Here is a 21511-nt window from a genome sequence, read left to right as displayed (position 1 = left end):
GGGGTGTTTCAAACAGCAAGGTTGCTTGGGTTATCAAGCTGTTTCAGGCTTCCAGCGCAAAACCGGCTTCCGTGCGGCTGCCGTTTCATCAAGGCGTCTGCGCGGTGTCAGATACGGTGCATTCTTGAAGAATTCCGCATCACCCGACTCGGCCTTGGCAACAAGAGCCAGAATCGCATCGCAGAATTGGTCGATCGATTCCTTGGTTTCCGTCTCGGTCGGCTCGATCAGCAACGCACCATGCACGACCAGCGGGAAATACATCGTCATCGGGTGGAACCCTTCGTCGATGATCGCCTTGGCCAGATCCAGTGTCGAAACACCGGTATCCTTCAGGAAGCTGTCATCAAACAGCGCCTCATGCATGCAATAGCCCGGGAAGGCAACGCTGAGCTTGTCTTTCAGACGGGCCAGCAGATAGTTCGCATTGAGAACCGCATCACCCGATGCCTGACGCAGGCCGTCTGCACCGTGGCTTTTCATATAGGTCAGCGCACGAATGAACATGCCCATCTGACCATGGAAGCCTTTCAGACGACCAAATGGCTGCATGCCATCGTCTTCGTCTGCGGTTTCGACCAGATGGAAACCGTCGCCCTTTTTGACGACATAGGGGATCGGGGCAAACGCGGCCAGTGCATCGGAAAAGACGACCGGTCCGGAACCCGGGCCACCACCGCCATGCGGGGTCGAGAAGGTCTTGTGCAGGTTGATATGCATCGCATCAATGCCAAGATCTGCCGGGCGTACGCGACCGACAATGGCGTTGAAGTTCGCACCATCGCAATAGAAATACCCGCCCGCTTCATGCACCAGATCGGCAATCTTGCGCACATCACGTTCAAACAGACCGCACGTGTTCGGGTTGGTCAGCATGATCCCCGCCACATCATCGCCAAGCTTGGCTTCGAATGCAGCCAGATCAACACGGCCATCCTCGGTTGCCGGGATCGAATCAACCGTAAAACCACAGGCGGCTGCCGTGGCCGGGTTGGTCCCGTGCGCAGATTCCGGCACCAGAACGCGACGACGGTTTTCACCGCGCGCATCAAGGGCCGCACGAATGGCCATCATGCCGCAAAGCTCACCCTGTGCGCCCGCTGCCGGGGACATGGAAACAGCCGGCATGCCGGTCAGAACCAGAAGCCAGTGCGCGCAACTGTTGATCAGTTCAAGCGCGCCTTGAACGGTGCTTTCGGGCTGCATCGGATGCAGATCGGCAAGACCGGGCAGACGTGCGACCTTTTCATTCAGGCGCGGGTTATGCTTCATAGTACACGAACCCAGCGGGAAGAACCCGGCATCAATGCCATAGTTCTTCTGCGACAAGCGCGTGAAATGACGCACGACCTGCGGTTCGGACAGGCCCGGAAGGCCAACGTCGCTGTCACGATCAAGACCGCCAAGACGGGTTTTCGTGCCTGCCGGTTCGGGCAGGTCAACACCGGTGCGGCCGGGCTGGCCCTGTTCAAAGATCAGCTGCTCTTCAATGACAAGGCCGCGGTTGCCGGTATGGGTTGTGAAATTCATGCCAGCGCCTCCTTCAATGCGTCCGCAAGGGCCGCGATATCCGCATCTGTGTTGGTTTCAGTCACTGCCACCAACAGGTAGTTATCCAGATCCGTTCGGTTCGGATACAGGCGCGACAGTGGCACACCCGCCAGAACACCCTTGGCAACCAGTGCCTCGACGACTTCTGACGCCGGTTTGGTCAGCTTGACCGTGAACTCGTTAAAGAAGCTGTCATTGACCACCGACGCGCCATTGACTGCGTCAATCGCATCGGCTGTCTTGCAGGCATTTTCATGGTTCAGGGTTGCCAGACGACGATAACCGTCTTCGCCCAGCAGGCTCATGTGCACCGTAAAGGCCAACGAACACAGACCGGAGTTGGTACAGATGTTCGACGTCGCCTTTTCACGACGGATATGCTGTTCACGGGTCGAAAGTGTCAGAACAAAGCCACGCTTGCCGTCCTGATCAACCGTCTCGCCACACAGACGACCGGGCATCTGACGCACCAGTTTCTGGGTGGTGGCAAACAGACCGACATACGGTCCACCATAGTTCAGCGCATTACCGATCGACTGGCCTTCACCGCAAACGATATCGGCACCAAAGCTGCCCGGTGATTTGACCGCACCAAAGGCAACCGCCTCGGTAAAGACCACGACCAGAAGCGCCCCCTTGGCATGGCAAAGATCGGCCAGTTTGGTGTGATCCTGAATGCGACCAAACACATCCGGGTACTGCACAACCACACAAGCCGTCTGATCATCGATCAGATCATCAAGCTCGTCGGCCGTCGCCTGATGTTCGGGATGCCCATCACGCCCGGCGACTTCGGTGTCGCTATACTGGCAATAGGTTTCCGTCACTTCGCGGTAATGCGGATGCAGACCACCTGACAGAACCGCTTTTTTGCGACGGGTAGCCCGGCATGCCATCAGCACCGCCTCGGCACAGGATGTCGCACCATCCCACATCGAGGCATTGGCAACATCCATCTCGGTGATCGAGGCAACCTGGGTCTGGAATTCAAACAGATACTGCAATGTACCTTGCGCGATTTCCGGCTGATAGGGCGTGTAGGCGGTCAGGAACTCACCGCGCTGGATCACGTAATCGACCGTGGCCGGAACATGGTGGCGATAGGCACCTGCCCCCAAGAAACTGGGCACGCTGGACGCCCCCATGTTTTTCCCGGCAAGGGCCAGCATATCGCGTTCGACCTGCATTTCGCCGAGGTGGGATGGCAAATCAACAGGCTTATCGAGCAACGCGCCGTCAGGCACATCACTATAAAGTTCATCAACTGATGCTGCCCCGATGGTTTCAAGCATCGCAGCGCGATCAGCGCGTGTCAGTGGGAGGTAACGCATGCTTAAAGACCTTCGACGAAGTCTTTGTAGGCTGCTTCATCCATCAGCTCATCAAGCTGGGATTCATCAGCAAGGGACATTTTAAAGAACCAGCCTTCTGATTCCGGGGCTTCGTTGACCAACGCCGGGTTGGCATCAAGCTCTTCATTGATTTCAACGATCTCGCCGTCAAGCGGAGCATAGACGTCGCTGGCCGCCTTGACCGATTCAACCACGGCTGCATCACCATCCTTGGTCAGCTTTTTGCCAACTTCCGGCAGCTCGACATAAACAATGTCACCCAGCGACTGCTGCGCGTAATCGGTGATGCCAACGGTTGCCACACCATCTGCGAACTCGATCCACTCATGTTCTTGCGAAAATTTCTTTGTCATTTCCCTTTGTCCCTCTTGATCAATTCAATGCCAATGCGGCGTCGCCGCGCTCTCAATAATTTCGGATACTCAACCGCGGAAATAGCGATGCGGTGCAAACGGAAGCTCAACCACCTCGGCCGGGCGGGCCTTGCCGCGCACCATCAGGTCGATCTTGGTTCCCGGTTCGGAAAACTCGATCGCAACATAGCCCATCGCGATCGGACCATCGACGGTCGGGCCAAACCCGCCTGACGTGATCTCGCCAATCTCTTCGCCGTCTGCATTCAAAATCTGGGTATGTTCGCGGGCCGGCGCCTTGCCTTCGGGCTTGATGCCAACACGCTTGCGGTCTGCCCCATTTTCCAGCTGCTCCAGGATTACGTCAGATCCCTTGAACCCGCCTTCGGCCCGGCGACGTTTGTTGATGATCCAGTTCAGATCGCCTTCCACCGGGGTCGTGGTGGTGTCAATGTCATTGCCATACAGGCACAGACCGGCTTCCAGACGCAGAGAATCACGCGCACCAAGGCCAATCGCCTCGACCTCGTCCTCGGCCAGCAATTTACGCGCAAGCGTTTCGGCATCCGCATTGGGCACCGAAATCTCATAACCGTCTTCACCGGTATAACCCGACCGGGTCACAAAGCACGGGATGCCTGCGATCTCGATCTCGGCAAAGCTCATGAATTTCAGATCAGCAACCACTGGCGCAAACCGTGCCAGCACCTTGGCCGCATCCGGGCCCTGCAGCGCCATCAGCGCGCGATCATCGATTTCTTCAAGGGATACACCATCACCAAGATTGGCCCGCATGTGAACAACATCGTCACCCTTGCACGCCGCATTGATCACCAGAAACAGGCTACCGCCCGCATTGGTAATCATCAGATCGTCAAGGATCGTGCCATCGTCCTGGGTAAAGGCGGAATAACGCGTGCGACCGGGTTTAAGGATGGCGATATCACCGGGCACAAGCTTTTCAAGCTCTGCCACGCGGTTTTCGCCGGTCAGGCGTACCTGCCCCATATGCGAGACATCAAACAGGCCAGCCTTTGCACGGGTATGAAGATGTTCGCCCTTCACACCAAGCGGGTATTGAACCGGCATGGCATAGCCCGCAAACGGCACCATTTTGGCGCCGAGTTCAACATGCAGGTCATAAAGGGCTGTTTTTAGCGGTTCGGTCTGTTGATCCACTCTTCCTTCTCCGGGACAATCGTTGCGAAACATAGCCGACCACTGGCCAACCACATTCCCCCTCTGTCTCGGAGCCTGAAAGAATCACAGCCAATGGCTAAACCGGTCTGCTTACATCTTCGGCGAGGTGCGTTCTGATCAAGCTGATCACAGCACCTGCTTTCCAGAGTCCCATCTCCGCGCGGTCCTGTTGCCTGAGAGTTTCCGGGGTGGTTGCTCCTTCGGCGTCCGCATATCCAAAAGGACTGCGGCCTCTCCCACGGGGATCAATTGGGTGTGTTTCTGTTATACGGGGTTCCGCGCAAACCGACCAGCCCCTATTTTCCCAAAGGGGGCTGTCGACCGGCCCGAAATACCAAAACTTCCCAATAAATCAATCAGTTCCGAAGCGGCGATTATATTCCAGCTGCTCCGCACTCAGCTGGAAACCGAGATAGATTTCATAATCCGGACCCGTCCAGACATCATCAAGCGGCACTGAAAGTGTCACCTGCTCATCGCGGATCCGCGCCATGTTCAGATTGTCGGCAAAGGCCATATTGATGTTGAACACCGACTTCTGGATGAAGTTGCCATTCGGGTCGCGAAGCGCAACGAAATACTCGAACTGCACAGTGCGATTTTGCGCCGCCGGTCCAAGCTCGGCGGTGATGATCGGGCTGATGATGACATCAAGTTCCTGGTCATCCAGATCATAGCCGCAGTCACCGATATAACCGGTAAATTCCGCCTCGACGATCACATCGGTCAGATCGCGGCCACCGCCACTGAACTCGACCAGCTTCGCCGTATCCTTTGGCAGATAGGCGGCCGGGCAAACTGGTACGGGCTGTTCTTCGAACGGGTTTCCGCCGCCGCACGCACTTAGCAATCCGCCAAGCGAGACCATACCAAATGCAAAAACGCGCCGAAGTCCGTTACCGATTGTCATCCAAGCCTCTATCAAACCAAATGTTTTCAGGCCTGTGTCTTATCCGAACGGCCCGCTCGCAGTCTATTCCCTCACGGGTGTCGGCACAACCCGCTTCAACGGGTCGCGGGAATAGAAAAGCTCAAATTTCCGGCCACAACACACGGCCCTTTTGCCGCAGAGTCATTGCACCACATGATCAGGCGGGTTATGTAACGACAATGTTTGAAAAATGCGTCGGGAACGCCCGCACGCGATTGGGAAAGCCGGACCTGTATCATGTCTGACAAAGCCAGCCTTCAGATCGTTCTCGCCAACCCGCGCGGTTTTTGCGCCGGGGTTGATCGCGCCATCGAGATCGTCGAAAAGGCGCTCGAAAAATATGGTGCGCCGGTCTATGTCCGCCACGAAATCGTCCACAACAAATTCGTGGTCAATCGCCTGCGCGACATGGGTGCGGTTTTTGTCGATGAACTTGATGCCGTTCCGGACGGGGTTCCGGTGATCTTTTCGGCCCACGGCGTACCGAAATCCGTGCCCGAGGCCGCCGAAACCCGCAAGCTTGAATATCTTGATGCGACCTGCCCGCTGGTCTCGAAAGTCCATCGTGGTGCCGAGCGTCATCATGCGGATGGCAAGCATATCCTTCTGATTGGTCATGCCGGTCATCCGGAAGTCATCGGCACCATGGGCCAGTTGCCGCCGGGCAGCATGACGCTTGTCGAAACCGAACAGGACGCCGAAACCATCGAAATTTCGGATCCGGACAATCTGGCCTTCGTGACCCAGACGACCCTGTCGCTTGATGACACGGCCAAGATCATCGAAATTCTGCAACGGCGTTTCCCGTCGATCTCGGTCCCGAAAAAAGAAGATATCTGCTACGCCACGACCAACCGTCAGCACGCGGTCAAACTGATTGCCGAAAAGGCCGATGCCATTCTGGTTCTGGGCGCGCCGAATTCCTCGAACTCCAACCGGCTGGTCGAAGTCGCCAAGCGCGAAGGCTGCATGCGATCGGTTCTGGTTGAACGCGCCAAGGATATCGACTGGTCGGAACTTGAAGGCATCAAAAGCCTTGGCATCACGGCCGGCGCATCCGCCCCGGAAGTTCTGGTCGAAGAAGTTATCGATGCCTGCCGGGAACGCTATGACGTGACGGTCGAAACCATCACGCTCACCGACGAGAACGTCACTTTCAAACTACCGCGCCAGCTTGCCAGCTAACTGCTTACTTTTAGATCAGGACGACAATAAAGCCCATGGCCGTCTATACCGATGTTTCAGACGAGGATATCGCCCGTTTCGTTGCCGAATACGATATCGGTGAAGTGGTTTCTTTCAAGGGCATAGCCGAAGGTGTCGAAAACACCAACTTCCTGCTTCAGACCAGCATCGCGCCCTTTATCCTGACGCTCTATGAAAAGCGGGTAAATCCGGATGATCTGCCGTTTTACCTTGGACTGATGGATCACCTGTCAGCCAAGGGGCTGAACTGCCCGACCCCGATCCATGGCACGGATGGCGTGGCCTTACGCACACTTTGTGATCGCCCGGCCGCCATTACATCTTTCCTGCGCGGCATGTCACCGCGCCGCATCCAGCCCCACCATTGTGCCGGTGTTGGTGCAGCCCTGGCACAGCTTCACACCGCCGGTCTCGATTTCGAGATGCACCTGCCTAATGCACTCAGTGTGTCGGGATGGCGCTCACTGTTTGAAAGCTGTCAGGAACACGCCAATGACGAAGTTCCGGGTCTTGGCGACATGATCCGCGAAGAGCTCGACTATCTCGAAGCCAACTGGCCGCATGAACTGCCCAAGGGCGTCATTCATGCCGATCTGTTTCCCGACAACGTTTTCTTCTTCCCGGGCAAGGAAGAAGTATCCGGCCTGATCGACTTCTATTTCGCGTGCAATGACCTGTTTGGCTATGACATCGCAATTTGCATGAATGCCTGGTGCTTTGAACCCGATAACAGCTTTAACGTCACCAAGGCCAAGAACCTGCTGTCGCATTACAGCAAGGTACGCCCGATCTCGGATGCCGAAAAGGCGGCCCTGCCGATTCTTGCCCGTGGTGCGAGCCTGCGCTTCCTGCTGACCCGCCTTTATGACTGGGTAAACACCCCCAAGGATGCGCTGGTCACGCCGAAAAATCCGCACGAATACATCAACAAATTGCGTTTCCACCAGCGCGTGGACAACGCAGCGGCCTATGGCCTCGATTAAGGCCACCGGCCAGGGACACAACGACATGACTTCAGGCAACGGCGGCGATAACCGCGTCGAGATTTATACGGACGGCGCATGCAGCGGCAATCCCGGCCCCGGCGGCTGGGGGGCAATCCTTCGGTTCAAGGGTGTTGAAAAGGAAATGTCGGGCGGTGATCCCGAAACCACCAACAACCGCATGGAAATGATGGCCGCGATCAGCGCGCTCGAAGCCCTTAAGCGCCCGTGTGTCATCGATATCTATACCGACAGCAGCTATGTCCGCGACGGCATCACCAAATGGATTTTCGGCTGGCAGAAACGCGGCTGGAAAACCGCTGACAAGAAGCCGGTCAAGAACGTGGAACTGTGGCAGCGCCTGCTAAAAGCCTTGGAACCTCATCAGGTTGAGTGGCACTGGGTCAAAGGCCATGCAGGTCATCCCGAAAACGAAAGATGCGATGAACTCGCACGCGAAGCCGTTCCACGGTAACGAAATTTTCGCAGATGGCAGGTAAAACTGCTTGAACCTAAAGGACTTCACACCAAAATAGACAAGCTTGCTGATCTATATCGGTTAATTATCGAATTAGCGAAATCGAACTTGAGCTTCCATCAAGGTGCGGTTTGACTTGAGAAAATATCAGGGGAGTTGGCACCCATACAAGCGTCGAGTACAGTATATTCGACTAGCCCAAAGTAGGTGCCAGGGAGAGAACGCTTGTCGCGCGGATCGTACGGGTTTTTACAACGAAAGTCTTTGAGCAGTCGGCTGCTGTTTATTGCATTGCCGCTGGTTTCACTGTTCTCATTGGCGCTTTTCGTTGTCTTTGGCTATGTCAGCTACAAAGTGCTGCGCGATGATCTGAACGGCAAAGTCGAACAGACTGCCGACATCAACGCCCGCGTTCTGGCAACCCCATTCTGGTATCTTGACGTCGACAACATCGAATCCGCGCTCAACGCCATGGCGCGCGATAGCGACATCGTTGCCGTGCAGGCGCTTGGCGCCGATGGCACCGAATTCGCCCATACCGGCGTTTCGCAATCCGAACTGGCCGATACGCTGCGCCTGTCGCGCCGTGTCTATTTCGAACGTAACAATGTCCGCCACGACGTGGGTGAACTGGTCATCTACTTTACCGATGATCGCGTGCAGGATTTGCTGTTCCGCCGCATCGCCATCGACATGATCCTGTTCGGCCTGTTGATTTCGGTCGTGGCCGCCAGCCTTCTGATTGCCAACAAACGTTCGATCAAGGAACCGCTTAACCGTCTGCTGCATTCCATCCGCATGACCAAGCACGGCCGTCTGCGCCGTCCGGTGGAATGGAACAGCTCGGACGAACTCGGTCTTCTGATCCGCGAATACAATGAAATGGTCGCCCTGCAGGGGCAGGCACAGGAAGAAGCCCAGCGTAAGCAGGCCCTGCTCGAAGCCACCCTGCACAATATCGGTCAGGGCATCTGTCTGTTCGATCAGGACCTGAACCTGATGGTCTGGAACGAACGCTATATCGAGCTGCTTAATCTGCCGCGCGATCTGGTCAAGGAAGGCACCCCGCTTTCCGATATCCTGCGCTATAACGGCGAACGCGGCGAATATGGCGATGTCAGCATCCAGGCCCTGATTTCCGACCGTGTTGCGATTGCGCGCCGTCGTGAACCCTATCGCATGGAACGTACCCGCCCGAATGGCCGTGTCATTCAGGTTGATCACAACCCGATGCCAGGCGGCGGTTACGTTGCGACCTATACCGACATTACCGAACGTAAACAGACCGAAGCCCGCATGCGCCACCTTGCGGTCCATGATGTTCTGACCAGCCTGCCGAACCGGACCCTGTTCCTCGATCGCCTGCGTCAGGCATTGCTGTCCGCCCGTCGCTTCCAGCGTGGTGTCACGGTTCTGTTTGTTGACCTTGACCGCTTCAAGGACATCAACGACCACTTCGGCCATGATGTCGGTGACTTGATGATTCAGGAAATGGGTCAGCGTCTGTCACGCATCATCCGTGATTCCGATACTGCCGCCCGTCTTGGGGGCGATGAATTCGCGATCATCCAGACCGACGTTCAAAACATCGAAGACACCATCGCCCTGGCCCAGCGCATCATTGACGAGCTGTCCCAGCCGTTCGATTGCCGTGGCATCCGCCTGCATTCGACCGCCAGTGTCGGCATCACGCTGTTCCCCGAAGACGGCGAAAACCCCGAACAGTTGGTCAAAAACGCCGATATGGCGATGTATGCCGCCAAGGCCGAAGGCCGCAACAATTATCGCTTCTTCCTGCCCTCCATGCATGAGCGGGTCAAGGAACGCAAAACCATCGAGGAAGATCTGCGCAACGCGCTCGAACAGGATCAGCTCGAACTTTACTATCAACCGAAAATCGACTGCCGCACCGAACGCGTCGTTGGCGCCGAGGCACTTGTGCGCTGGCACCATCCGGAACGCGGTCTGATCCTGCCGGGCGAATTTATTTCCGTGGCCGAGGAATGCGGTCTGATCAACCGGCTGGGTGCCTGGGTGCTTGAACGTGCCTGTAAACAGACGCAGGCCTGGCGTGAAACATCGCTTGCCGGCATGCGGATTGCCGTCAACCTGTCCCCGGCCCAATTCCAGGATGCCGAACTGGTCGACAGTGTCACAAAGATCGTCAAGGACACCGCCCTGCCCGAAGGCACGCTCGAACTTGAGATCACCGAATCCATCCTGATGAACAACCCGGAAAAAGCCGTCTCGACGCTCAAGGAACTCAAGGAACTGGGCGTTCTGATCGCGATTGATGATTTCGGCACCGGTTATTCTTCGCTGAACTATCTCAAACGCTTCCCGGTGACCTCGATCAAGATCGACCGTTCGTTTGTGAACGACATCCATGTCGATATGGATGACAAGGCAATCGTCGATGCGGTGATTGGCCTTGGCCACAGCCTCAACCTCGAAGTGGTTGCCGAGGGCGTGGAAGAAGTCGAACAGCTTGTCTATCTGCAGGAAAAGGGCTGCGACTTCATTCAGGGCTTCCTGTTTGCCAAGCCGCTGCCAGCCTCAACCTTTGAAAGCTGGGTCAACGAACGTCACGGCATCCTGCAGGAACCGGCAACGGCGAAATCCTGATCCGCGAAACTGATCCCGAAGGCAAAACGGTCGCACCCAATCTTGGCGCGACCGTTTTTTTTTATGACCTGTGTCGGTCGCGTGGTCGTCAATACAGCGTGGCGTCACCCTGATTGTCTTGTGCCCCATTTGGCGACACGACGGATTTGTCCGACGACTTTTTATCAACCAGATCGACAATCTCGGAAATGACCTTGGCCAGCTGATAATCCTTCGGGGTATAGACTGCCGAAATCCCCATCTGGCGCAGCACCAGCATATCGGCTTCGGGAATGATGCCCCCGACAACCACCGGGATATGACCAGCCCCTTGCGCGCGCAATCCATTGACCACTTCGCGAACAAGCGGCACATGCGATCCAGACAGGATCGAAAGCCCGATCACATGCGCGCCGTCTTCGATCGCATTGCGCACAAGTTCTTCGGGCGTCCAACGAATGCCTTCATACAGCACCTCGATCCCGGCTTCGCCCGCCTTGACGGCGATCTGCTCTGCCCCGTTGGAATGGCCATCCAGCCCCGGCTTGCCGACCAGCATCTTCATGCGTTCGCCAAGCTTGTCGGAAACCTGATCAACACGCTCACGCAAATCCTGAAGGTTTTCCTCTTCGCCTGTGACAATCATGGATGTGATCCCGGTCGGTGCCCGGTATTCACCGAACACATCGCGCAGTGTTTCCGACCACTCCCCCGTCGTCACCCCGGCATGGGCACAGGCAATCGAGCTTTCCATAACATTGCGCTCTTCGCTGGCAGCCGATTTCAGATCGGCCAACGCGCTATCAACTGCTTTTTGGTCGCGATCTGATCGCCAGGCTTTCAGTTTTTCGATCTGTTCCTGCTCGGCCATGTCATCGACGGTCAGGATCGATTTTTCACCCGATGTCAGCGGCGATGGTTCGGTCTCGGTAAAGGCATTCACACCAATCACCTTGGTGAGCCCACTTTCAATATCAGCCAGTCGCAGCGCGTTGGACCGCACCAGTTCCTGCTTCATATAGCCACGATCCACGGCGGCAATCGCCCCGCCCATGGCATCAATCTTGGCAAGCTCTTCACGTGCCCCTTCCTTAAGCGCTCCGACCTTGCGTTCAATCGCCGGGTTGCCATCAAACAGGTCTTCATATTCCAGAAGATCGGTTTCATAGGCCATGATCTGTTGCAGGCGCAGCGACCATTGCTGATCCCAAGGACGCGGCAGACCAAGCGCCTCGTTCCAGGCCGGCAACTGTACCGCACGGGCCCGCGCATTTTTTGACAGAACCACGGCCAGCATTTCGATCAAGATGCGATAGACATTATTTTCGGGCTGCTGCTCGGTCAGGCCCAATGAATTGACCTGAACCCCATAGCGGAACCGACGATATTTGGCATCTTCAATGCCGTAACGCGCGCGGGTGATTTCATCCCACAATTCGCAGAACGCCCGCATCTTGCAGATTTCGGTGACAAACCGAATCCCGGCATTCACAAAGAACGAAATCCGCCCGACCACCTTGGCAAAATCTTCTTCGGGCACCTGTCCCGAATCGCGCACCGCATCAAGCACCGCAATCGCCGTTGCCAGCGCATAGGCCAGTTCCTGTTCGGCCGTCGCCCCGGCTTCCTGCAAATGATACGAGCACACATTCATCGGGTTCCATTTAGGAACCTCGCGGTAGGTGAAGGCCGCCACATCGGTAATCAGCTTAAGACTGGGGGCCGGCGGAAAGATATAGGTCCCGCGCGACAGATATTCCTTGATGATGTCGTTCTGGGTTGTGCCCTGCAGGCTTGCCCGTGCCGTGCCCTGCTTTTCGGCCACCGCAATATAAAGCGACAAAAGCCACGCCGCCGGCGCATTGATCGTCATCGATGTGTTCATCTGATCAAGCGGAATGCCATCAAACAGCGTCATCATGTCGCCCAGATGCGAAACCGGCACGCCGACCTTGCCGACCTCACCACGCGCCAGAACATGATCGGAATCATATCCTGTCTGGGTCGGCAAATCGAAGGCCACCGAAAGTCCGGTCTGCCCCTTTGCCAGGTTCTGGCGATACAGCGCGTTTGATGCCTGTGCCGAGCTATGCCCGGCATAGGTGCGGATCAGCCACGGGCGATCGCGTTCCGGCTTTGCTGCATTGCGCTTGTTTTCCATAGACATCGCGACCTCTTGTATTTTTATTACCGATTTTCTTTACGATAATTACGTGAAAACGTTATTAAATTATCCACTAGACAATGTCCAAGTAATTATATAACAATTTGTGCAACGCGATAAAAGCGAAAACAAATATCGCTCCGGTTTTGCCTGCGATTAATCCGCAGAAAACTGGGATTTGCCCGGGGAAATAGAACAAATTCCGTGGCTTGGAGGATTCGTCGACCGCAACGCAGCATAGGTAATTTCATTACCCTGCAAACCGGATCGACCCCGAACAAGGAGTGAAGGCCATGAACACGTCCGCTGAAGTGCTGCCTTTCCGTGGCGGTCAGGAAGAAAAAGATCTTTATGAAATCGGCGAAATCCCGCCGCTCGGTCATGTGCCGAAAAATATGTATGCCTGGGCGATTCGCGAAGAACGTCACGGCGAACCCGATACCGCCATGCAGTGCGAAGCGCTGCCGGTCACCCAGCCTGACAGCCACGAAGTCCTCGTTCTCGTGATGGCGGCGGGCGTGAACTATAACGGCGTGTGGGCGTCGCTCGGCAAACCGATCTCGGTCTTTAACGTCCATGATTGCCCGTTCCACATTGCTGGATCGGATGCATCGGGCATCGTCTGGGCCGTGGGATCGAAGGTGACCCGCTGGAAAGTCGGCGACGAAGTTGTCATTCACTGCAACCAGGATGACGGCGACGACGAAGAATGTAATGGCGGCGATCCGATGCTGTCTCCGACCCAGCGGATCTGGGGCTATGAAACCCCCGACGGGTCATTCGCGCAGTTCACCTGCGTTCAGGCACAGCAGCTGATGCCGCGCCCCAAACATCTGACCTGGGAAGAAAGCGCGTGCTACACGCTGACCCTTGCCACAGCCTATCGCATGCTGTTTGGCCATCGCCCGCATATCCTGCGTCCGGGGCATAATGTTCTGGTCTGGGGGGCATCCGGGGGCCTTGGCTCCATGGCGATCCAGCTGATCACGACCGCCGGGGCGAATGCGATTGGTGTGATATCCGATGAAACAAAGCGCGACTTTGTCCTAGGACTGGGCGCCAAGGCCGTGATCAACCGCAAGGACTTCAATTGCTGGGGCCAGCTTCCCACCGTCAATGGCCCGGAGTTTGGCAACTATATGAAAGAAGTCCGCAAATTCGGCAAGGCGATCTGGGACATCACCGGCAAGGGCAACGACGTTGATATCGTCTTTGAACATCCGGGCGAACAGACCTTCCCGGTCTCATGTAACGTTGTTAAGCGCGGCGGCATGGTCGTGTTCTGTGCGGGTACCACCGGCTTTAACCTGACATTTGATGCGCGTTTCGTCTGGATGCGTCAAAAACGTATTCAGGGCAGCCACTTTGCCAACCTCAAACAGGCGGCACAGGCCAACACCCTGATGGTTGAACGCCGGATTGATCCCAGCATGTCCGAAGTCTTCGCCTGGGAAGACATCCCGCGTGCACACATGAAGATGATGCGCAACGAACACAAGCCCGGCAACATGGCCGTTCTGGTTCAGGCCAAACGCCCGGGCATGCGCACCCTTGAAGAAGCAGTCGAAGGTTAGGGTCTGGACACACACCAATGGTTAAAATGGCGCCAGAACAAGCAAGATATGTAAGGAAATCGCCGCTGCGCGGGGCTTCACCCCGGGCAAGGCGGTTGACGCTGCAGATCGCAGTTTGTTCTGACGTCCTTCGGATCGGACGGATCAGCACGGCATATTGCGTCGTTTCACTTTGCAAGGCAGCGAGCCTTGCTGCAGCGAAACTCCTGATATCCGCACAGATCCGTCTCGACCATTTCAATCATTGGAGTGAGTTCAGACCCTTAACCCCACATCAGGCCCCGGATTCTCCCAAGTCGTTTGGGGCCTGACCTTCGACTGATTGTTGGCACCCTGTGCGCATTCTCGCCCGATTTGCGCCGGGGTGCCACCACCCTCTGAACTTTGTAAACCATCCGCGCAATCGCCCCACAGGATTGCACAACGAGGACCCGATCCGAGGACCTGAATAATGACTGACAATGCCCTTTTACCTGACCTCGAACGTTTGTGCGATGACGCGCTTTCTGCACTCAGCCCCGTCTATGATGCGGCTGAATATGCCCTGCGCACCGCTGTCACGGTCGATGGCCGGGTCAATGCCGACGCCTTTGATGAAAACCAGTTTGCCGCACATGGCTTTGCCTGGTTCACCACCTATGTCACGGCCCTGGGGCAAATGAAGGCATGGGCAAGCAGGCTTAAGGATCAGGACAAGTTCGGAACACTCGAACATCTGATCCTGCAATCGGCCTTTGGGGAGTATCTCGCCCAGATCATCGGCGGCATTCCGATGTCACAAGGCGAGATCATCCGTCTTTCGACCCTTGGTGTCGCGGATAACCTGATTGCTTCGCTTGCGGCAAACCCGTCGGTGGCAACCCTTGCCCAACATGGCAATTCGGATGCCGCACGCCGTGCGATTGCCGCCGAAATCGAAGACAGCCTTGATACCGGGCGCTTTGGCGAAACCGGGCTTGAGGACGAAACCCTTGATATGGTCCGTGATCAGTTCCGCCGCTTTGTCGAGGAAAAGGTATCCTCCCATGCCCATGGCTGGCATGAACGTGACGAACTGATCCCGATCGACATCGTGACTGAAATGTCTGAACTTGGCGTTTTCGGCCTGACCATCCCCGAAGAATTCGGCGGCCTTGGCATGGGCAAAACCGCCATGTGCGTCGTGACCGAGGAACTCTCACGCGGTTATATAGGTGTCGGTTCGCTCGGGACACGTTCCGAAATCGCGGCCGAACTGATCCGCCTTGGCGGCACGGACGCGCAAAAGGAACATTACCTGCCCAAACTGGCATCGGGTGAAATCCTGCCGACCGCGGTCTTTACCGAACCCAACAATGGATCGGACCTGGCGCATTTGCGCACCCGCGCGGTCAAGGATGGCGACAGCTATAAAGTCTCCGGCAACAAAACCTGGATCACCCATGCCGCGCGGTCTGATCTGATGACGCTTCTGACGCGCACAAACCCGGACGAGTCCGGTTATCGCGGCCTTTCCATGCTGCTGGCCGAAAAACCGCGTGGCACGGACGAAAATCCCTTCCCGGCCGATGGCATGTCAGGCGGTGAGATCGAGGTGCTTGGCTATCGCGGCATGAAGGAATACGAGCTGTCCTTTGACGGCTTTGAAGTGCCCACCGAAAACCTGCTGGGCGGCGAAGAAGGCCAGGGTTTCAAACAGCTGATGGCGACCTTTGAGTCCGCGCGCATTCAAACCGCTGCCCGTGCGGTCGGTGTAGCCCAGAACGCGCTTGAGATCGGCATGCGCTATGCCAAGGACCGTGTTCAGTTTTCCAAGCCGCTTTATGCTTTCCCGCGGGTGTACGGAAAAGTTGCATGGATGGTTGTCGAAACCATGATTGCACGTCAGTTGACTTACTTCTCAGCCTTTGAAAAAGATCAGGATATCCGCTGCGATATCGAGGCCGGGATGGCCAAACTTCTGGGCGCACGCGTCGCCTGGTCGAATGCCGATAACGCCCTGCAAATCCATGGCGGCAACGGTTATGCGCTGGAATATCAGATCAGCCGTGTTCTGTGTGATGCCCGAATTCTCAATATTTTTGAAGGCGCTGCCGAGATTCAGGCACAGGTCGTCACCCGTGGCATCCTGACCCGGTGAATCTGATAACATTCTGATTTACTGATGAAATTGACATTCGAACCGTGGCCCCTGTGAACAACGAGGGCGAACTCGGCCCGCCATCTCTGGCGGGCCCTTTTTCTATATCAACCTAAAGTATGATATCTTCTAGACTTACCTAAGGTGCTACACTCTCCAAAAGCACACACAGAAGGCTAAAAATCTGTGAAAAGCGGGCTAAAACGCACGCATGGAATAAGGGAGTGAAACGTAAATGAAACACACTTCTGCAATGCCGGAAAACACAATCTATGCGCGCATTGAAGGTGCAAAAGACCTTTTTGCGCAGCACGGCGAACAGCTTGCAGAAAATCTGGTTTCGGAACTGCTGGGCTCTGGGCAAAACAGTGCCGTCCCGACCGATCCGAAAAGCCACGTCGAAGGCCTGACCGCAAGGTTCGCCGCACTGGCTAATGCAAGCAGCGCCGCCGCACTCAATGACTGCCTTGACGATCACGTCCTGGCCGATGCCGTCACCGGACTGGCACCGGATCAGATTGTGCTGGCCTATCACCAGGTTTCGGCAAATGGCGCCACCCTGGCCGCGCGCACCAAAGGCGGTGCTGCGGCGGCCGATGCTGCGCGCTGCCTGCTGATGGCGGATATGAGCAGCCTGATCGCAGCCCGCCAGATTGCCCTGACCGGCGACCGATCCGCTTCCGAAATCCAGTCGATGTCGGAAATCATCGAACGTGAAACCGATAACATCATTTCCGAAGTCGGTTTTCAGGCTGGCCGCACCAATGATGTCGCCCAGGCCATGGAAAGCGATGCCAGCGAACTTTCGCAACTGGTCGAACGCATCACCGCCACCACCGATATCGCCAGCAACAATGTCGCCACCGTAGCCTCTGCGACCGAAGAATTGCAGGCATCCAGCCACGAAATCGCCGATCGTATTCACAAAACCAATAACATTGCTGGTCAGGCCGTAATCCGCGCCCAGGAAACATCCACCACGATGGGCAGCCTGTCGGAAACCGCGACCGAAATCGGCAAGGTCGTTGATATCGTCAAACGCATTTCCGATCAGACCAAGATGCTGGCCCTTAATGCCACGATCGAGGCCGCCCGTGCCGGGGATGCCGGCAAGGGCTTTGCCGTTGTCGCGAACGAGGTCAAGAACCTCGCGACCCAGACCGAAAAAGCCATCCTTGATATCAACGCCCAGATCACCGCCATTCAGGGTGCGACCACCGAGGCGGTCACCGCCATCGAAGGCATCGGCGGCGCCATTGACGAGGTCAGTCAGCTCTCAAGCGACATCTCCGCATCGGTGGAACAGCAAACTGCGGCCATTTCCGAGATTTCAACAAGCGCCCAGGAAGTCTCCACCCACATGCAAGGCATTTCCAGCGACATCGAACTGGCCAGCGAAAAGTCGCACAATGCCAGCCAGACGGCCGAAAACCTGCGCATTCTGTCATCGAACATCCGCAACGACATCAACGAGATGGAAACCCGGTTCCGCATGGTTCTGCGCAGTGCAGACAGCACAAACCGCCGTCACGAAGAACGCGTGCCGATTGCCATTGATATCAAGGTCGACTTTGGCAATGGCGACGTCCGCGACGGTGTCACTGCCGATATGTCGATCGCAGGGCTCCTTGCACGCATCGAGGCCAACGAAGAAGATCGCAACAAGGCGATCACGATCACCATGGAAGACGGTACGCGCCTTAAGGGGATTATCAAAGCCCACTCCACCCTTGGCACACACATCCAGTTCACCGAAGTCGACGAGGCCGCAACACAGGTCATCCTCGGACTGCTCAAGAAAACCAGCGAACATGACGAAAGGATCGCCGGTCTTGGCAAGGAACTGGCAGGCGAGCTGGGCAAGGTTCTTGAAAGCGGGCTGCGCAATCAGGAATTCACCCGTGAAGACCTGTTCAACACCCGTTATGAACCGATCCCTGACACCAATCCCAAGCAGTTCATGACACCCTATATTCCGTTCACTGACCGCAACTTCACCCCGCTTCAGGAAGCGATGCTTGATAAAGACGACCATATCGTCTTTGCCGCGGGCGTGGATACCAACGGCTTTTTGCCGACCCATAACAAGGTCTATAGCCAGCCCCAGCGTCCAGGCGAACCTGCCTGGAACATGGGCAATTGCCGTAACCGGCGCATCTTTGATGACCGGGCTGGTCTGATGGCCGGGCGCAATACCAAGCCCCATCTCCTGCAGACCTATTTCCGCGATATGGGCGACAGCGTCGTCTTCATGAAGGAATGTGACGTTCCGATCATGGTCAATGGCGAACAGTGGGGGAACCTTCGGATCGGTTACAAGTCCTGATCTGTGGGTGCCAACGCATCAGACCCGAGCACACAGAAAGAAAACGCACCGGTCATTCGTTGACCGGGGTGTTTCAATATCTGATGGACTAAACAGATATCACGGCAACTCAGCTATGGGACTGCAGGATCGCTTCGACGATTTCACGTTCGACATCTTCGGGATAGGCATAAAAGCCCGGCTTGAATGACGTCGCCCCGCCCGATACCAGCCAGTCGATACCGCGGATCAGAATGGCCGAAAACGGATCAAACAGATCCTTGCCCGATCCCCCCATGCCCGGTGCCAGGTTCAGCAAGCTGCCGCGATTAAGAAGATAAACTTCGCGGCTGTTATCAAGCTCGAACCGTTCGATATGGCGGCGCATTTTCGTGCGCGTCTGGGTATCAAGCCATTTGACATCAATCTCGGTATTGGAATGACCGACATTGACCAGGATCGCACCGCGACGGCACTGCTTGATCTGCGTTGCACCCAAAATGCCACTCAGGCCCGTGGCAGTAACAATGATCGCGTTATCCTTCAGGCCATCTTCAAGGCTGACAACCCGGCAGCCATGATGCTGTGCTTCAAGCGCGCGCACCGGGTCACGTTCGGCGACCGAGACCACCGCTCCCAGATTGCGCGCACGTTCGGCCACGCCACGCCCGACCGGGCCAAAGCCGATCACAAGGACGGAACGGCCATAAAGCGCAAGCCCCGTCACATTGGAAAAGACCGGCCACATTTCCTGCGCCACATGATGGCGGTTATGCAGGCGGTCCTTGATGGCAATGTCGTTCCAGTTAAACACCGGGAAGGAATAATCGAGTTTTTCCACGCGATGGACACCGGTCGTGGTCGCTTCAAGCGCACCATCAACCTTGTGGCCCTTTTGAACAAACGCCTCGATCAACTCGCCGCCCATATCCGCAATAATGTCGGCGGGCTCGGACGACAGGATATCAATGCTTTTGCCGTATTCTTCGGGTGTCATCCCCGAAAAGGCATGGACTTCCACACCGTTGGCGGCAAGGTATGCGGCAGAAACGTCATCGGTGCTGTCAGGGTTACACGCCCCGACCTTGACCGTTGCCCCCGCCTTCACAAAGGGCAGCAATGTGGGAATGGTGTCTTCAAGAACGTGCTGGAAACTGACGATGGTCTTGTCGCGCAAATCACGCTTGGCGACATAGTTTCCGTATTTCGCCGTCACCGGACAAATCACCTCGCGCCAGGCAAGGGTCTCGTCTGTGATCTGTTGGGCAAGGGCAGCGTCCTTGATGCGGCTGGTCATGTTTGGTCTCTTAGCTTCGTGGGAAAATCCGATTACCCCATTAATTAAGACCAGCCTGACCGGATGGAAAGCATTTGTATCCATCCGGTCAAAATCAGCATCGGTTAGTCGCGCGCTGGAACGTTCAAGCCGCGCTGCACAGCCGGGCGATCAAGTCCGCGCTCAAGCCACGCCGGAACGTTTTTAAGCTTGTCATACTCGACCAGATGACCGGCTTCATAGAACGCATTGATGGTGCGCACCCAGCCCAGCGACGCAATGTCGGCAATGGAATATTCATCGCCCATGATCCAGTCACGCCCTTCAAGACGGGTTTCAAGAACACCGAGCAACCGTTTGGATTCATTGCGGTATCGATCAAGTGGTCGCTTGTCTTCGATCTCCTTGCCGGCAAATTTGTGGAAGAAGCCAAGCTGGCCAAAGATCGGACCAAGTCCACCCATCTGGAAGTAAACCCACTGGATGGCTTCAATGCGTTTGGCGGGATCAGCGGGCAAAAGCTTGCCGGTTTTTTCCGCCAGATACTGAATGATCGCACCGGATTCAAACAGACCAATCGGCTCGCCATTCGGCCCGTCCGGATCAATGATCGCCGGGATCTTGCCGTTCGGGTTCAGCGACAGAAAATCCGGCGCCCAGGTTTCGTCTTCGCCGATATTGATCAGATGCGGTTCATAGTCCAGACCGGTTTCTTCCAGCATGATCGAAACCTTCACCCCGTTCGGGGTCGGCAGGGAATACAGCTGGATGACATCCGGATTTTGTGCAGGCCAGCGTTTGGTAATGTCGAAGCTCGACAGATCAGCCATGATAAAGCCCTTTCCAAGTCAATGTGTTGTTGACCATAAGATTTAGACGATCATGGAAAATGCGCCACCGGCAATCTGGCAACTTATTGTTTCCTGATTTTACGCGCGAAAAAGTAAAACTAGGCATACCGACATTGCGTATCAAGAAATTCAAAATCGACCGCCGCAGCTTCGGGGAAAGCGAAACCATCGACTAATTGCGAAATATCCCATCGTCTGGTTGCCTGTTGCCTCCGTTTGGCGCAGCATATCGCCGCCTGACATTTAAACGGCGCACAATCGCGTTCAAAGGCGCGAAGATGTGACCATTGCAAAGCCGCATTTGCGGCATAATTCTGCAGGCAGAAACAGGGAAGAAACAGGAATGACTGGTTTTTTACAGATTGGTGTTTTGCTTGCGATGGCAGCGGTTGCAGGTGTGCTGATCATGGGCATCGTTTCCATGGCACGTGGCAAGGATGCCCGCAAACAGAACAAACTGATGCAAATGCGCGTCCTGTTGCAGGGTCTGGCGCTGCTGCTGCTTTTCATCCTGTCGCTGATGGCGGTCGGCTCCTAAACAAACCCCAAACAGACAAATCAGGA

The 21511-nt window shown here is 56.0% G+C and carries 16 protein-coding genes and 2 riboswitches; of the genes, 8 read left to right on the top strand and 8 right to left on the bottom strand.

Going from position 1 to position 21511, the window contains the following annotated elements; all coding sequences use genetic code 11:
* Nucleotides 1-33: 33 nt before the first annotated feature.
* The 5 genes from gcvPB to ACXAF0_RS16390 form a co-directional block, all read right to left on the bottom strand.
* Nucleotides 34-1530, bottom strand: coding sequence for an aminomethyl-transferring glycine dehydrogenase subunit GcvPB (gcvPB, locus tag ACXAF0_RS16410; protein WP_475346915.1), 1497 nt, complete (start codon nucleotides 1528-1530; stop codon nucleotides 34-36).
* Nucleotides 1527-2882 carry an aminomethyl-transferring glycine dehydrogenase subunit GcvPA gene (gene gcvPA, locus ACXAF0_RS16405; protein WP_475346914.1) on the bottom strand — a complete coding sequence of 452 codons (1356 nt, stop codon included), beginning with the start codon at nucleotides 2880-2882 and terminating at the stop codon, nucleotides 1527-1529. Before gcvPA ends, gcvPB begins: the two co-directional genes overlap by 4 nt.
* Nucleotides 2883-2884: 2 nt before the next feature.
* Nucleotides 2885-3256 carry a glycine cleavage system protein GcvH gene (gcvH, locus tag ACXAF0_RS16400; protein ID WP_475346913.1) on the bottom strand — a complete coding sequence of 124 codons (372 nt, stop codon included), beginning with the start codon at nucleotides 3254-3256 and terminating at the stop codon, nucleotides 2885-2887.
* A gap of 69 nt (nucleotides 3257-3325) precedes the next feature.
* The gene (gcvT, locus tag ACXAF0_RS16395; protein ID WP_475346912.1) at nucleotides 3326-4435 is read right to left on the bottom strand and encodes a glycine cleavage system aminomethyltransferase GcvT; all 1110 of its coding nucleotides are present in this window, start codon (nucleotides 4433-4435) and stop codon (nucleotides 3326-3328) included.
* Nucleotides 4436-4496: 61 nt separating this feature from the next.
* A riboswitch (glycine riboswitch) is annotated at nucleotides 4497-4604 on the bottom strand.
* A 3-nt stretch (nucleotides 4605-4607) separates the two neighbouring features.
* Nucleotides 4608-4705, bottom strand: a riboswitch (glycine riboswitch).
* Between the two features lie 103 nt (nucleotides 4706-4808).
* Nucleotides 4809-5366 (bottom strand): hypothetical protein, encoded by a 558-nt coding sequence (locus ACXAF0_RS16390; RefSeq protein ID WP_475346911.1) that lies wholly within the window; start codon nucleotides 5364-5366, stop codon nucleotides 4809-4811.
* Between the two features lie 258 nt (nucleotides 5367-5624).
* Here ACXAF0_RS16390 and ispH point away from each other — a divergent pair, with 258 nt between their 5' ends.
* The 4 genes from ispH (at nucleotide 5625) to ACXAF0_RS16370 (ending at nucleotide 10679) form a co-directional block, all read left to right on the top strand.
* The gene (gene ispH, locus ACXAF0_RS16385; RefSeq protein ID WP_475346910.1) at nucleotides 5625-6572 is read left to right on the top strand and encodes a 4-hydroxy-3-methylbut-2-enyl diphosphate reductase; all 948 of its coding nucleotides are present in this window, start codon (nucleotides 5625-5627) and stop codon (nucleotides 6570-6572) included.
* Nucleotides 6573-6607: 35 nt separating this feature from the next.
* Nucleotides 6608-7576 carry a homoserine kinase gene (locus ACXAF0_RS16380; RefSeq protein WP_475346909.1) on the top strand — a complete coding sequence of 323 codons (969 nt, stop codon included), beginning with the start codon at nucleotides 6608-6610 and terminating at the stop codon, nucleotides 7574-7576.
* Nucleotides 7577-7601: 25 nt separating this feature from the next.
* Complete coding sequence (gene rnhA, locus ACXAF0_RS16375) at nucleotides 7602-8051, top strand: ribonuclease HI (protein ID WP_044828176.1); 450 nt, start codon at nucleotides 7602-7604, stop codon at nucleotides 8049-8051.
* Nucleotides 8052-8318: 267 nt separating this feature from the next.
* Entirely contained in the window at nucleotides 8319-10679 is a 2361-nt protein-coding gene (locus ACXAF0_RS16370) for a putative bifunctional diguanylate cyclase/phosphodiesterase (RefSeq protein WP_475346908.1), read from the top strand.
* 88 nt (nucleotides 10680-10767) lie between these two features.
* Here ACXAF0_RS16370 and ACXAF0_RS16365 read toward each other — a convergent pair whose 3' ends face one another.
* Complete coding sequence (locus ACXAF0_RS16365) at nucleotides 10768-12825, bottom strand: methylmalonyl-CoA mutase family protein (protein ID WP_475346907.1); 2058 nt, start codon at nucleotides 12823-12825, stop codon at nucleotides 10768-10770.
* A gap of 290 nt (nucleotides 12826-13115) precedes the next feature.
* Between ACXAF0_RS16365 and ccrA the strand changes: the two genes are divergently transcribed.
* The 3 genes from ccrA to ACXAF0_RS16350 all read left to right on the top strand — a co-directional run bounded on the left by ccrA (nucleotide 13116) and on the right by ACXAF0_RS16350 (nucleotide 18841).
* Nucleotides 13116-14396 carry a crotonyl-CoA carboxylase/reductase gene (gene ccrA, locus ACXAF0_RS16360; protein WP_475346906.1) on the top strand — a complete coding sequence of 427 codons (1281 nt, stop codon included), beginning with the start codon at nucleotides 13116-13118 and terminating at the stop codon, nucleotides 14394-14396.
* Nucleotides 14397-14847: 451 nt separating this feature from the next.
* Entirely contained in the window at nucleotides 14848-16515 is a 1668-nt protein-coding gene (locus ACXAF0_RS16355; protein ID WP_475346905.1) for an acyl-CoA dehydrogenase family protein, read from the top strand.
* 235 nt (nucleotides 16516-16750) lie between these two features.
* Entirely contained in the window at nucleotides 16751-18841 is a 2091-nt protein-coding gene (locus tag ACXAF0_RS16350; RefSeq protein WP_475346904.1) for a methyl-accepting chemotaxis protein, read from the top strand.
* Between the two features lie 109 nt (nucleotides 18842-18950).
* Here ACXAF0_RS16350 and ACXAF0_RS16345 read toward each other — a convergent pair whose 3' ends face one another.
* Both ACXAF0_RS16345 and ACXAF0_RS16340 read right to left on the bottom strand, forming a co-directional pair.
* Nucleotides 18951-20117: an adenosylhomocysteinase gene (locus tag ACXAF0_RS16345; protein ID WP_475346903.1), complete on the bottom strand. Its 1167-nt coding sequence runs from the start codon at nucleotides 20115-20117 to the stop codon at nucleotides 18951-18953.
* Between the two features lie 104 nt (nucleotides 20118-20221).
* Nucleotides 20222-20926 carry a glutathione S-transferase N-terminal domain-containing protein gene (locus tag ACXAF0_RS16340; RefSeq protein ID WP_475346902.1) on the bottom strand — a complete coding sequence of 235 codons (705 nt, stop codon included), beginning with the start codon at nucleotides 20924-20926 and terminating at the stop codon, nucleotides 20222-20224.
* Nucleotides 20927-21290: 364 nt separating this feature from the next.
* Here ACXAF0_RS16340 and ACXAF0_RS16335 point away from each other — a divergent pair, with 364 nt between their 5' ends.
* Entirely contained in the window at nucleotides 21291-21485 is a 195-nt protein-coding gene (locus tag ACXAF0_RS16335; protein ID WP_475346901.1) for a twin transmembrane helix small protein, read from the top strand.
* Nucleotides 21486-21511 lie beyond the last annotated feature (26 nt).

Source organism: Thalassospira sp. ABD4_177 (genome assembly GCF_056160125.1).
The sequence above is the reverse complement of the archived record's forward strand: the minus strand, read 5'-3'. Positions and strand labels throughout refer to the sequence as shown.

Bases quoted from the DNA above. Each gene is read 5' to 3' on its own strand.
- gcvPB (WP_475346915.1), bottom strand. From the start codon at position 1,530: ATGAATTTCACAACCCATACCGGCAACCGCGGCCTTGTCATTGAAGAG.
- gcvPA (WP_475346914.1), bottom strand. From the start codon at position 2,882: ATGCGTTACCTCCCACTGACACGCGCTGATCGCGCTGCGATGCTTGAA.
- gcvH (WP_475346913.1), bottom strand. From the start codon at position 3,256: ATGACAAAGAAATTTTCGCAAGAACATGAGTGGATCGAGTTCGCAGAT.
- ACXAF0_RS16390 (WP_475346911.1), bottom strand. From the start codon at position 5,366: ATGACAATCGGTAACGGACTTCGGCGCGTTTTTGCATTTGGTATGGTC.
- ispH (WP_475346910.1), top strand. From the start codon at position 5,625: ATGTCTGACAAAGCCAGCCTTCAGATCGTTCTCGCCAACCCGCGCGGT.
- ACXAF0_RS16380 (WP_475346909.1), top strand. From the start codon at position 6,608: ATGGCCGTCTATACCGATGTTTCAGACGAGGATATCGCCCGTTTCGTT.
- rnhA (WP_044828176.1), top strand. From the start codon at position 7,602: ATGACTTCAGGCAACGGCGGCGATAACCGCGTCGAGATTTATACGGAC.
- ACXAF0_RS16365 (WP_475346907.1), bottom strand. From the start codon at position 12,825: ATGTCTATGGAAAACAAGCGCAATGCAGCAAAGCCGGAACGCGATCGC.
- ccrA (WP_475346906.1), top strand. From the start codon at position 13,116: ATGAACACGTCCGCTGAAGTGCTGCCTTTCCGTGGCGGTCAGGAAGAA.
- ACXAF0_RS16355 (WP_475346905.1), top strand. From the start codon at position 14,848: ATGACTGACAATGCCCTTTTACCTGACCTCGAACGTTTGTGCGATGAC.
- ACXAF0_RS16350 (WP_475346904.1), top strand. From the start codon at position 16,751: ATGAAACACACTTCTGCAATGCCGGAAAACACAATCTATGCGCGCATT.
- ACXAF0_RS16345 (WP_475346903.1), bottom strand. From the start codon at position 20,117: ATGACCAGCCGCATCAAGGACGCTGCCCTTGCCCAACAGATCACAGAC.
- ACXAF0_RS16340 (WP_475346902.1), bottom strand. From the start codon at position 20,926: ATGGCTGATCTGTCGAGCTTCGACATTACCAAACGCTGGCCTGCACAA.
- ACXAF0_RS16335 (WP_475346901.1), top strand. From the start codon at position 21,291: ATGACTGGTTTTTTACAGATTGGTGTTTTGCTTGCGATGGCAGCGGTT.